Here is a 13,128-nt window from a genome sequence, read left to right on the forward strand (position 1 = left end):
TCATTATCACGTTATGGCTTGCTCGTTTCAGCTCACAGCAATAGCCTGTCGGCCCAAGATGAGTATGGGCCGACATCACGGGATTGCCACTCAGGCGCTATCGCCTCGTTTACGGTGGGTCAGCAAGTAGAACGCGGGGATCACCAGCATCGACAGCAAGGGGGCTGTTACCATGCCGCCCACCATCGGTGCGGCAATGCGTTGCATCACCTCCGCTCCCGTGCCACCGCCCCACATAATAGGCAATAGCCCGGCCATGATGGTGGCGACTGTCATCACTTTGGGGCGCACGCGCAACACGGCACCTTCATGAATGGCCTCGCGCAGCAAAGGGAGCGCCAGCGTCTCATCGGATTGTTGACGTTTTTCAATGGCGTGGTTGAGGTATAACACCATGATAACGCCGAACTCGGCCGCTACCCCGGCAAGCGCGATAAAGCCCACCGCCGCCGCTACCGATAAGTTATAGCCCAGCAGATAAAGCAGCCATACGCCACCAATCAGCGAAAAGGGCAGGGTGCCCATGATCAACAGCGCATCCTTCACCTTGCTGAACGTCACATAGAGCAGGATAAAGATAATCAACAGTGTGAACGGCAATACCACTTTGAGTTTGGCCGTCGCGCGCTCAAGATACTCAAATTGTCCAGACCAGCTTAGCGACACGCCTTCTGGCAATTGCACCTGCTGTTCTACCGCACGTTGCATATCCTGCACGGCAGATTTCAGATCGCGGCCGCGAATATCGACATAGATCCAATCCGAAAGACGTGCGTTTTCACTTTTCAGCATGGGCGGCCCGTCGCTGATGCGAATATCGGCCAGTTCCGAGAGCGAAATTTGCCCACCGCTTGCGGTAATGACCGGTAAATTCTTGAGTTTTTGCAGCGAATCGCGGATCTCACGCGGATAGCGCAGGTTGATAGGATAACGTTCGCGCCCCTCAATGGTTTCGCCAATATTTTCCCCACCAACCACTACAGACACGATGGATTGCAGCTCTTTGACCGACACGCCATAACGCGCCGCCTTGGCGCGATCGATATCGATATCAATATAGCGACCACCGGCCAGACGCTCTGCCAGCGCAGAGGTGACGCCGGGAACGCCGCGCACCACCTGTTCAATCTGCTCGGCCACGGTTTCAATTTGCGCGATATTGCTGCCGTTCACTTTGATGCCCACCGGGCTTTTGATCCCCGTCGCCAGCATATCCAACCGGTTGCGGATGGGCGGGACCCAGATATTGGCGATCCCCGGTACTTTCACAATGCCGTCGAGTTCACTGACCAACTTGTCCATGGTCATGCCGGGCCGCCACTGATCTTTGGGCTTAAAACGTATGGTGGTTTCGATCATGGTCAACGGTGCGGGGTCGGTGGCGGTTTCTGCCCGACCCGCTTTGCCGAACACGGTGTCGACTTCCGGCACGGTTTTGATCAGCCGATCCGTCTGTTGCAATAACCGTCCTGCTTCCCGTGCGGATATTCCCGGCAGGGTGGAGGGCATGTAGAGCAAGTCGCCTTCATCCAACGCGGGCATAAATTCGCTGCCCAATTGAGAAAGCGGATAGAGCGTCGCCAGCAGCAACATTCCCGCTACGGCCAGCGTCACTTTTGGCCACTGTAATACCCGATCCAGCAGCGGCTCATAGGCACGGATCAGCCAGCGGTTGAGCGGATTGGCGTGCTCATCAGGAATTTTTCCACGAATAAAATAGCCCATCAGCACCGGCACCAGCGTAATGCCCAGCCCGGCGGACACCGCCATGGCGTAGGTTTTGGTGAAGGCGAGCGGGGCAAACATTTTGCCTTCCTGCGCTTCGAGCGAAAACACCGGAATAAACGACAGAGTAATGATCAGCAAACTACAGAAGAGTGCGGGACCCACCTCCACTGCGGCCTTTTCGGCTATCTTCCAATAGTCATCAGAGGCGGGTTGCTGGTTTGGATGCTCATGTCGCCACTGTTCCAGCACCTTGTGCATGTTTTCTATCATCACAATAGCCGCATCCACCATGGCTCCGATGGCGATGGCGATGCCGCCCAACGACATGATGTTGGCGTTCACCCCCTGATAGTGCATGACAATGAAAGCGCCGAGAATACCCAGCGGCAGTGTCACAATGGCGACCAGAGCCGAACGGAAGTGGAACAGAAACAGCGTACACACCAGAGCAACGACAATAAACTCTTCGATCAGCTTGTGCGTGAGCGTGGTGATGGCGTTTTCAATCAAGTGCGAACGATCGTAAACCGGAACAATTTCCACGCCTGCGGGCAGGCTGCGCTTGATGTCGTTCAGCTTTAGCTTGACCGCATCGATGGTTTCCAGCGCATTTTTTCCTGATCGCATCACGATAATGCCGCCTGCGACCTCACCTTCACCATTGAGTTCAGCAATGCCACGCCGCATTTCTGGACCGATACGCAAGGTGGCGACATCTGACAGCATAATGGGGATGCCGTCTCGGGTGGCGATCACCACGTGCTTAAAGTCATCAAGCGTTTTGAGATAGCCCGAGGTGCGCACCATGTACTCTGCTTCCCCAAGCTCGACAACGGAACCGCCGCCTTCCTGATTCGCGTTTTGTACCGCGGTCATCACCATCTCGTGGGAGAGGTTTAGGGCGCGCAATCGGTCTGGGTTGAGCACTATCTGGTACTGTTTAACCATGCCGCCGACGCTCGCGACTTCCGATACGTTGGGCACGGTCTTTAACTCATACTTGATGATCCAGTCTTGGATGGCGCGCAGGTCGCCAAGGCTGTGCTGGCCGGTTTTGTCTACCAATGCATATTCGTATACCCAGCCGACGCCGGTAGCATCGGGGCCAAGGGAAGCCTTCGCCTGAGGCGGCAACGTTGACTGCACCTGACTGAGATACTCCAGCACGCGCGAGCGCGCCCAGTAGGGATCGGTGCCGTCTTCAAACAGCACGTAGACATAAGAATCGCCAAACATGGAGAAGCCGCGTACCGTTTTGGCACCGGGTACGGAGAGCATGGTGGTGGTGAGTGGGTAGGTTACCTGATCCTCCACCACTTGCGGCGCTTTACCGGGGTAGCCGACTTTGATAATGACCTGAACGTCGGAGAGATCGGGTAACGCATCAAGCGGCGCTTTTTGCACTGCCCACCATCCCCATGCCGCCATCAGCATGGCGCTCAACAGCACCAATAGCCGATTGCGTAGCGACCAACGAATAATGGCTGCAATCATTGTTGATGTCCTTGGTGTTGGTGGGCATTGCCGTTAGACACGGGGGTGACACTCACTAACCGTGCACCCTCTTCTGGCAGCGCAAAGGTGAAGCTGACCTGTTGACCGATGGTCAGTGAAGGGCGCAGTTCAGCAGAGGCAATAAAGTCCATGGTCATCGGGCCCCAGTTCAGTGCGGCAACCGGGCCGTGCGAAATCGTAATCGTGTCGCCGTCGATCGCCTCGATTTTCCCTTCCGCCTGGTAGGTGGGGGACGCGCTGGCCGCCGGGGTATCCTGTTTAGGTTGATCGTCTGCCATTTGCGGCAGTGCACTTTTCAGGCTCGCTTCAGAATCGATCAGGAATTGGCCGGACGTAACCACCGACTGGCCCGCGTTAAGGCCGTGAGTAACTTCTACCCAACCATTTTGGCTACGGCCTGTTTTCACTTCGACCGGCGTGAAGTGACCGTTACCGTCAGCCAGCAGTACTCGATTGTGCGTGCCAGTGGTGATGAGTGCTTCGTCGGGAATAGCGACCACGGGAGACGTGGTGATGGGATGCGTCAGTGTCACGTTGAGGATCATGCCAGGTTTGAGTAAGTGCTCTGGATTTTCCAGTGTCAGCCTGGCCTTTAGCGTGCGCGTTGAGGCTTCCAGATTGGGCAACAGTTCGTCCACCTTGCCATGAAAGGTTTTCCCCGGCCAACTGTCCGTGCTGGCACTGATGTCACTTCCGCGCGACAGCAGGCTGGCCTGACTTTCTGGGTAATCCACCACAATCCATACCGGGTCGAGCGTTGCCAGTTCAAACAGGGATTGTGCGGCGTTGACCTGCGCGCCTTCACGCACGTCCAGCTTATTGATATAGCCCTGTGCGGGGGCGCGCAGCGTGATGCGGGTTTGCGGTTTTCCCGAACGCTCAACGGCTTTAACAATCTCTTCTGGCATAAACTGCAATTGCAGACGTTCGCGTGCGGCGGTAACCAAAGACGCATCGCCCCATTGGCGAATGGCGAGGTATTCCTGCTGTGCGGCCGACCACTGCGGCATCCACAGCTGTGCCAGAGGATCGTTACGTTGAACAAACTGCTGTGGTGCTTTCACATACAGTTTTTCGACCAGCCCGTTGGCGCGCGCCGCAAGGGTCTCAATACCACGTTCATCGGTGGCGACAGTACCAAAGGCGCTCAGTTGCAGATCTAACGTGCGCTGCGTTGCCTGCGCCGTTTTCACGCCCAGATTTTGCTGTTGGCGTGCGCTGATGGTGATGCCACCGTCATCCTGAGTTTCATCGGCGTAGCGCGGCACCAGATCCATGTCCATAAAGGGGGACTTACCCGGTTTATCAAAGCGCTGCCCTGGCGTCATCGGATCATACCAATAGAGTACTTTTCTTGGTGTTTCTTGTGGCGCAGTCGTTACTGTGCTGGCAACCGGGGTAGCACGATGGCCGGAGGAGGCTCCCAGTTGGTATCCCACGGCCAGCGCAGCGGCAACGGCAATAGCGACGACGCTTAACGTAACGATCGGTTTCATTGTTTGGTTTCCTGCGGTAGTAGCTTGGTATCCTGAGGGATCAAATAACGAATAGCGGCCCAACTGGCAGCGAGCGCTTTTTGCGCGTTGATCTGTTCAATTTCGCTGTTCAGCAGTGCGCGTCTGGCATCAAGGTTTTCTGCCAGCCCGCTGCTGCCAGTGCGATATTCGGCATCCAGCAATTTGAGCCGTGAGCGTTGCAGCGGGATCACCTCAGTGGCCTGACGATCGTAGATGGATTTCGCCGCCTGATACTGTGCGATAAGCGCATCCAGTTCGGCCTGATGTGCACGCGTCAGTAAGGTCAATTGATCGTTGGCTTCATAGGTTCGAGACATATCGGCTGCATAATCTTTATCCTGCCGCCGTGATTTGAATAACGGCAGATCGACCGTCAACATCACGCCGCCCATGTCCTCTAATCCATCTGCCCGCTTGCCGTAGTACACTTCCACCCCGACATCCGGGATGGCAGCGACGGCGGACTGCGCTGATTTTGCCTTGGCGGCATCCGCTTCGCGCGCTGCCTGAATGATTTCGGGGTGCTGCTTGATGGCATCAATCAACGCACTCTGACTGGCGGGAAGCCGAGTGATGGTCGGGAAATCGCCGCTGACGCGCGTGATGTCCGCCCCCGTCAATTGTTTGAGCCGGGAACGTGCCACCTCAACGTCACGTTTGGCGTTATCCAATTGGTTTTTCATTTCATTGACCGTGAGTTGCAGCGCCAGAACGCTGCTGGCGCTGTTGCTGCCACTCGCGACCCCGGCTTTTTGCATGCCAAGCTGCCGCTGAGTGTCGTTCAGCAGGCGTTCAATGGCTTGCTGCGCATGTTGCCCCAGCGCCAGCGCGAACCAGGCCAGAGAGGCTTCTCGTTGCAACGTGGCGCGAATCACGTCCTGATTGGCCTCCGCTTTACGCGCTTCTGCGCGAATGGCATCTGACTTGCGTTCGCGTTTAGTGCTGCTGACATAATCCTGCATGATGCCAACACGTTGCATGGTCATGTCAGAACGGGTGAAGCGATGCGCATTGGCGCCACTGACCGGAAAGTTCTCAATCCCGACTTTAAGTTTAGGGTCGGGCAACTGCATGGCGGAATCCGCCATATTATTCAGGGCGTTCACCTGGTGATGATTGGCAGAAATTTCTGCTGAATACTGTTCAGCGGCCGCCAGAGTTTGATCGAGCGTTGTGGCCTGAGCGGTAAACATCGCGCAGCCAAAGAGCCACGGCAGGGCATAGCCCGCCTGTTGTAGACGAAGCGTCAACATATCGACCTCGAAATCAGTTAGCGGATGCTGAAATCAGATCGTAGCCGGAGGCGCTTTGGATAAAGGTGAAGTTCACCGTTTGTCCCACGCTTAACGGACTGCCCTTGTAGGCACTGAGGCCAAAACGCATGGTCATGGCGGGCCAGTTAAGTGCGGGAATCGGTTGGTGGGCGAAAGTGACGCTGGTGTCCGACCAGGCTTTTACCACACCGGTGCCTTGATACACCGTAGCGGCGCTGGTGGGTTGAGTGCCGTGGTTCATGCTACTGTGATCCATCGGCATGGACATCATGGCATTGTGATCGTGTGCGGAGGCAGACGAGGTTTCGGCAAATGCGGGGGCTGTAGTAGCGATGGAAGCAAACAGGGCTATAGCGGTCAGTAACGTGCGCATAATCAATATCTCCAGAATAAAACATAACAGATGATAGAAAATCAATATGTTGTTTTAACCCGTCATACTTCAAATTGCAGATGCGTTGGCTACGTTCACTCACCCGAATCACTTACTAGAGTAAGCTCATCGGGATTCATTCGCTTGCCGCCTTCCTGCAACTCGAATTATTTAGGGTATATCTGGATTTATTCTCTAAAACGGCAGTATACGATCTCAGCCGGCGGCCCGGTTCGCGGTGGGGTTAACCAGGTGTGTTGGTCAGGTATGTTGGTATCGTTCGCCAACACGAGCAGCGTGCTGGTGTCATGTGTCATGGCATCCAGGTGCAGCGGCGAGGCAGTCTTTTGCGCAGTATCCGGCGTGCAGTGTTTATCACACAGCGGCGCTTTCACCATGGCTGAGGCGTGGTGAGACGTCTGCGTCATGTTCATGCCGTGGTGACTGACCACTTGCGTGGTTTGCACCACCGGTTGGACATCGCACAGATGGGCTGCCAACGCCAGTTGGGTATTAAGCATCAGCCAACAAACAATCACGCCAAACGCCAATAGACGGCGCTTGCGTTGCGGTAATTGTCTGAAAGGCAACCCAAACATGCGGAGCTTCCTGCGGAGTAGTCGAATAGCCCTACATATAACAATAAATTTTGCGTAAGCGAAAGCGTGAATTGTTCGCTGCGCACGCTCTTGACATAAATTTACGGTGCAAAAGCGTGCCCAGTCTGTCGTGGTGGCGTTATGTAAAGAATTGATAACTTGTCAGGGAGCAGTACTGCTTACCGGGTTTCAGCCAACAGTCTGGCTGGGGCCAGTCCGGATGATTTGGGCTGTCTGGCAAAAACTCACTTTCCAGCGCCACACCGGCGTAGTTGTCATACAGATTGCCTCCGCGGGCGGGGGTGCCTGAAAGAAAGTTCCCACTGTAAAGCTGCAAAGCTGGCGCGCTGGTAAAGACGCTCATCATCACTTTCTCATCCGCAGACCACAGATTTGCCGCCGGGCACTCGCTGGAGCCGCAAGTGCGATGTAGCAGATAAGCGTGATCGTAGCCGCTGACCGCTTTCTGATCGTCGTCGCGCAAAAAATCCTGCAATAGCGTCTTGGGCTGGCGGAAATCCAGACCCGTGTGGTTCACCAGTGCAAGGCCACCCACCGGGATCCCCTCTCTGTTCACGGGTAAATAATGGTCGGCGAACAGTTGTAAACGGTGGTTGCGCACATCGCTGGCATGCCCGTCCAGATTGAAATAGGCGTGGTTGGTCAGGCATACCGGGCAGGTTTTTTCTGTTAGCGCGGAATACTCAATTTCCAGCGCATTGTGTTCTGTTAACCGATAGCGTGCCTGCGCGGTCAATTGCCCCGGGTAGCCCTGATCGCCATCGGGCGAGACCAGCAGATAGGTTATTTGCGTGGCATCTTGCTGCACAATGCGCCAGCGACGTGCATGAAACCCGTCGGGCCCACCGTGCAACTGGTGTTGACCCTGGTTGGGCGTCAGCGCATAGGTTGCGCCGTTACGCTGTAATTGGGCGTGGTCAATGCGGTTAGCATAGCGCCCGATAGACGCACCGAGATAGGCCTGTTGGCGCAGATAATCCGCAGGTGTCGTGCAGCCGAGCAGTACTTCGCGCACTTCTCCCTCCGGCAGAGGGACCTGACAAGAGAGCCAGGTTGCGCCCCAATCCATCAACACAACGCGCATTCCAGCGCGGTTTTGTAGCGTAGTCAGGGTAAAAGGCTGGCCATCGGGGGCCAATTCAGCACTTTTTTCGTTCAGCATACACCTGCTCCTCAGGGTATCAGTCGGGATAGCCATTGGGATGTTTGGATTGCCAACGCCAGGTATCCTCCGCCATTTGCGCTAACGTCCGGGTAACGCGCCAGTGGAGTTCATTGGCCGCTTTTTCCGGGTCGGCCCAATAGGCAGGAAGATCGCCCTCGCGGCGCGGGGCGAAGTGATAGGGCAGCGGTTTGCCGCATGCCTGACTAAATGCTTGCACAACGTTTAATACACTGTAGCCGACACCTGCGCCAAGGTTGTAAATGTGTATTCCCGGGCGTTGATGCAGGGCTTTCATCGCTGCCACGTGACCCTCGGCCAGATCGACCACATGAATGTAATCTCTGACGCAGGTGCCGTCTTCAGTCGGGTAATCATTACCGAAGACAGACAGCGATTCACGGCGACCAACGGCGACTTGTGCGATAAAGGGCATCAGATTGTTAGGGATGCCTTGCGGATCTTCGCCCATCTCGCCTGAAGGGTGGGCGCCAACCGGATTGAAATAGCGTAACAACGCGATGCTCCACTCCGGATGGGCTTTCTGTAAATCCGTCAGGACCTGCTCCACGATCAACTTACTGCGCCCGTAAGGGCTGGCAGGCATACCGGTAGGAAAGCTTTCCTGATACGGGATGCGTGGCTGATCGCCATAGACCGTTGCAGAGGAACTGAAAATCAGGTTTTTCACACCCGCCTTTTCCATCGCTTTAACCAGCGTCAGGGTGCCATAGATGTTGTTGTCATAGTATTCAACAGGCTTGCTGACGGATTCTGCGACTGCTTTTAGCGCAGCAAAGTGGATCACGGCATCGATATCTTCAGTGGCGAAAATGCGGTCTAACAAAACGCCATCACGAATGTCGCCTTGATAAAACGTCACAGCCTTGCCAGTGAGACGGGTAAGGGTTTCCACCACGCTGGCTTTACTGTTGCACAGATTGTCCAGAATAATCGGTTGATGCCCGGCTTCTAAAAGCTGAACACAGGTATGGCTGCCGATGTAACCGCTACCACCTGTCACTAAAACATTCATAAGAACCTCGATGACCAATGTTGAATAAAACTAGCATAGCCTGTGGGGTGAAAAGGTGATCTGCAACGAAGAAATTCGCTGAAATTATGAGGTTTTTCATCAATCTTGCTGAGAAGAATAATCCGTTTCACACCTGAAAAATCCATCAAATATTGACGCGATAAAAGCGTGGTATCGCTATCACTTTGATCCGTCAATAAGAAACCCCGCCTCCTGTGCTGTGGAGGCGGGGAAAAAATACCATATCTGTTGGGGGAGGGGTACTTGATGATGAGCTAAAAGGGGGATGAGAAATGAAGCAGCGCGCCGAAGCGCGCGTGAAAATGCAAAAGGATCCCTGGTGTAAGTGAAGGGGATAGCTCCCATAAATATTTTTAGTTTGGTTTTCCCTTCGAATACACAGATTCTACATAAAATATCTGTGTAACGAAGATACACATATTTTTGATAAGCTATGACCAGCATGTTAAAACATTTTATTGAGTTTTAAATCGTATATTACCATATTCACTAAGGGGGAGTGCTACTGCTCTGACAGAGTAAACATTACTATAATAATTCACTTGTTATCACTTTTGTCAATGAAGAGCGGAATTTTGTTGATTTATTTCAATGGTCATATGTATTAAGTGTAAGGCTATTAGGTGGTTGTGTTCTCAAAATATGATTTTAAAGCATTTTTATACACTCATTTAATGTTGATTTATTGTAGTAATGTATTTTGTTATGTTTTTTGATATACAGGGTTTTGAGTGTGCTTTTGCATTATGAATTTTTGTTTCTGCTGCCTTTAAATGAGAGGTGACAATGAATAGTAATATGCAGGAAAACATTATCCTACCTAATATGCTGATAACGTTACTCGATCAGCATAATGATGCTTATTTTATCAAGGGGATGGATTCTAGGTTTATTTATGCAAATTTATCGGTTGCGAAAAAAGTGGGCGTGCACTCACCGAGTGATTTAATTGATAAGACAGAAGATAATATTCAGTCACGTTTAACTGAAGATTTGAGTATTGTAAAAGAGTGGCAGTGGCAAGATAATTATGTGATTACTTCCAGAAGAAAACTTGTTACATTAGAGGTCAATCCAAAAGCGGTGGATTGTCCTTATATTGTTAGGAAATTCCCCTTTTACAATGAGAATAACCAGTGCATTGGTGTGTTAACTAATTGTCGGACATTGGAAACATTTTCTCCTAGTGAATTTATTAACGGTCAGCGTCCCGGTTCTTTTCTTTTAACTAAACCCAATGATTTTTTCACTGAAAATGAATGTGAGATAATATTCTTAAATCTTCAAGGGCGAACGTCAGAAAGCATTGCTAACCGACTTTCATGCTCGATATCTTTTGTGGAAATTGTTTTGCAAAAAATATACCTCAGAGCAAATGTAACACATTTCGATGATTTTACTGCTTTTTGCCACCATCGCAATTACCATAGATATCTTCCGAAGCGGTTTGTTGAAAGCAATAGCATCCTATTTGATGATAATATTAATTCTGTTGTTTGATTTTTATTTGAGTAAATATTGACGAATTTATCAGTTTAAAAGGAGGTGTTTTATGAGTGATGATATTCACGATGACGATTATCTTCCACGAGTATTGGTAAATGTGTTGGACCAGCATCATGACCCCTATTGTATTAAGGGGTTAGACTCTAGATATATTTACGCCAATCTTTCATTGGCAAAACTTATAGGAGTTAGAACACCAAATGATTTCTTACACAAAACTGAGTTTGAGTTTAATTCGAGGTTGACAGAAAATGAAGATGTAGTAAAAGAATGGCAATATCAAGATAAATTAGTGAGTGACTCTAAAAATACATTAAGTACTTTAGAGGTTCATCCAGATGCTGTTGATTATCCCTATATTGTTAGAAAAATACCCTTTTATGATAAAAATAATCAATGTGTCGGTATAGTGACCTATGGTAAGACGCTACAAACCTTCACTCCCAATGATTTTGTCAACGGACGATGCCCCGGATCTTTATTACTCAATCGGCCAGATGGTTTTTTTACGGAAAAAGAGTGTGAAATTATTTTCTTAAAACTGCAAGGCCGAACCTGTAAAGCTATAGGCGATATATTATTCCTTTCACCTCGTACCATTGAAAGTGCCCTGCAAAGACTTTACACCAAAGTCGGTGTATCTCATTTTGATGATTTTGCTGAGTTTTGTCACAACAAAAATTACCATCGTTACCTTCCGCGGCGATTTCTTGAATGCAAACGTGCGATGTTTGAAAATAATTACGATTTGGGCGAGTGGTGATGTTTCTTATAACTTACGCTCATTCAGCCGTTAAAATAACAAAGGCCGCTCAGCGGCCTTTGTTATTTATTTCGGGTTACCCGCCAGCGTTTCAAACTGATATCCGTAAATATCACCTTGTGCCACAAAGGTGAGGCGGTTTGTGATGCATTCCGGTGCGTCTTCTGCGTGGTGGGAAACAAACAGCAACTGCGTTTCGCCTTCGCCGATCAACACATCCAGCCAGCGCCGCACCAACTGCCGGTTGAGCGGATCTAGCCCTTGTAACGGTTCGTCAAGAATCAACAGTGCAGGGTGTTTCACCAGCGCGCGCGCAATCAGTACCAGACGCTGCTGCCCCCATGACAATGCGTGGAACGGGGAGTCCGCTTGTGCTGCCAGCCCCAGCAGTTCGAGCCATTGCTGCGTTAAGAAACGCTGACGATCGGACACGGCCTGATAGATGCCAATCGAATCGAAAAAGCCTGAGGTAATAACATGGCGCACACTGCTGCTGACGCGATATTCCAAATGCAGGCTGCTGCTGACGTAACCGATATGCCGCTTGATATCCCAAATGGTTTCGCCACTGCCGCGACGGCGACCAAACAGCGTTAAATCGTTACTGTATCCCTGTGGGTGATCGCCAGTAATCAGGCTCAGCAGCGTGGATTTTCCTGCCCCGTTCGGGCCGACAATTTGCCAGTGCTGACCGGGTAACAATTCCCAATCAAGGTGATGCAGAATGGGGCTGTCGTTATATTGCACCACACCATCTCGCAATTGAATACGTGCCTGATCGGCTGGCAGTGTCGGCGTATGCAGTGGGTCTTCCGGGGCTGGTAACGCTGTGCCGGAAAGTGTTTCGCTAAATGCAAGCTGGGCGATCAAGGCATCCGCCAGTACCGCTTCACGTGTGCCAGTGCGTGTCAGGGTGCAGTCAGCCAAAATGCCAACATGATCAATAAATTCAGGAATATCATCAAAGCGGTTAACGATGATCGCCAGCGTGTAGCCGCGCTGCGCCAACTCAGCCAGATGTTCTGCCAACTGTGCGCGGGAAGCCACATCAAGGCCATCGAAGGGCTCGTCCAGAATCAGCAGATCGGGTTTTGGCATCAACGCCTGGCACAGCATGACCTTGCGTGTTTCACCGGTAGACAGGTATTTGAAACGGCGCGAGAGCAGGGGAGTGATGCCGAACAGAGCGGCCAGCGTGGCACAACGGGTAGGATCGTGAATCTCATCCTGAATCACTTCAGCGGTAGTCCGTCCGGTATCGTCTTCATCAGCGCTGAGCATATCGGTATTGTTGCGCTGCCACTCTTGCGTGACCAGTTGTTGCAACTGTTCGAAGGACAGACGAACAACGCGAGGAAAATCGCCGTGTTGCGAACCCTCCAGCAACGGGAGTTCACCCGATAATGCGCGCGCCAGCGCAGATTTTCCGCTGCCATTGGCGCCCACAAAGGCCCACTGCGATTTTCCTTCCAGCGTCAGGGCATCAAGGCGCAAAACGCGTGTGTCATTTATGCGAAAAACACCTTGCAAAATTTGCAACGACGACATTCTTTATCTCTTTTTTAGCAAGTAATACACTCAGAAATAAAGGGCATTGCCGCCATTGTCAAGCC

The 13,128-nt window shown here is 51.8% G+C and carries 10 protein-coding genes; 2 read left to right on the forward strand and 8 right to left on the reverse strand.

What is annotated here, in order from left to right:
- Positions 1–90: 90 nt before the first annotated feature.
- From J5069_RS22220 to galE, 7 genes are all read right to left on the reverse strand, one after another.
- Positions 91–3,222, reverse strand: coding sequence for an efflux RND transporter permease subunit (locus J5069_RS22220; RefSeq protein ID WP_264645883.1), 3,132 nt, complete (start codon positions 3,220–3,222; stop codon positions 91–93).
- On the reverse strand, positions 3,219–4,739 hold the full coding sequence (locus tag J5069_RS22225) for an efflux RND transporter periplasmic adaptor subunit (protein WP_264645884.1): 1,521 nt from the start codon (positions 4,737–4,739) through the stop codon (positions 3,219–3,221). The genes J5069_RS22220 and J5069_RS22225 overlap by 4 nt, the downstream gene beginning before the upstream one ends.
- A complete protein-coding gene (locus J5069_RS22230; protein ID WP_413542273.1) occupies positions 4,736–6,013 on the reverse strand; it encodes a TolC family protein in 1,278 nt (425 codons plus the stop codon). The genes J5069_RS22225 and J5069_RS22230 overlap by 4 nt, the downstream gene beginning before the upstream one ends.
- A gap of 13 nt (positions 6,014–6,026) precedes the next feature.
- On the reverse strand, positions 6,027–6,407 hold the full coding sequence (locus J5069_RS22235; RefSeq protein ID WP_264645885.1) for a copper-binding protein: 381 nt from the start codon (positions 6,405–6,407) through the stop codon (positions 6,027–6,029).
- Positions 6,408–6,595: 188 nt separating this feature from the next.
- Positions 6,596–7,006 carry a hypothetical protein gene (locus J5069_RS22240; protein WP_264645886.1) on the reverse strand — a complete coding sequence of 137 codons (411 nt, stop codon included), beginning with the start codon at positions 7,004–7,006 and terminating at the stop codon, positions 6,596–6,598.
- Positions 7,007–7,145: 139 nt separating this feature from the next.
- On the reverse strand, positions 7,146–8,189 hold the full coding sequence (gene galM, locus J5069_RS22245; protein WP_264645887.1) for a galactose-1-epimerase: 1,044 nt from the start codon (positions 8,187–8,189) through the stop codon (positions 7,146–7,148).
- Between the two features lie 19 nt (positions 8,190–8,208).
- Positions 8,209–9,225, reverse strand: a complete 1,017-nt coding sequence (gene galE, locus J5069_RS22250) for a UDP-glucose 4-epimerase GalE (RefSeq protein ID WP_264645888.1) — start codon at positions 9,223–9,225, stop codon at positions 8,209–8,211.
- 807 nt (positions 9,226–10,032) lie between these two features.
- Here galE and J5069_RS22255 point away from each other — a divergent pair.
- Both J5069_RS22255 and J5069_RS22260 read left to right on the forward strand, forming a co-directional pair.
- On the forward strand, positions 10,033–10,746 hold the full coding sequence (locus J5069_RS22255; RefSeq protein WP_264628080.1) for a PAS domain-containing protein: 714 nt from the start codon (positions 10,033–10,035) through the stop codon (positions 10,744–10,746).
- Between the two features lie 52 nt (positions 10,747–10,798).
- Positions 10,799–11,515 carry a PAS and helix-turn-helix domain-containing protein gene (locus tag J5069_RS22260; RefSeq protein ID WP_264645889.1) on the forward strand — a complete coding sequence of 239 codons (717 nt, stop codon included), beginning with the start codon at positions 10,799–10,801 and terminating at the stop codon, positions 11,513–11,515.
- Between the two features lie 66 nt (positions 11,516–11,581).
- Here J5069_RS22260 and modF read toward each other — a convergent pair whose 3' ends face one another.
- Positions 11,582–13,063 carry a molybdate ABC transporter ATP-binding protein ModF gene (modF, locus tag J5069_RS22265; protein ID WP_264645890.1) on the reverse strand — a complete coding sequence of 494 codons (1,482 nt, stop codon included), beginning with the start codon at positions 13,061–13,063 and terminating at the stop codon, positions 11,582–11,584.
- Positions 13,064–13,128 lie beyond the last annotated feature (65 nt).

The sequence above is a fragment of the Candidatus Symbiopectobacterium sp. NZEC127 genome (assembly GCF_025962675.1).
Lineage (GTDB): Bacteria > Pseudomonadota > Gammaproteobacteria > Enterobacterales > Enterobacteriaceae > Symbiopectobacterium.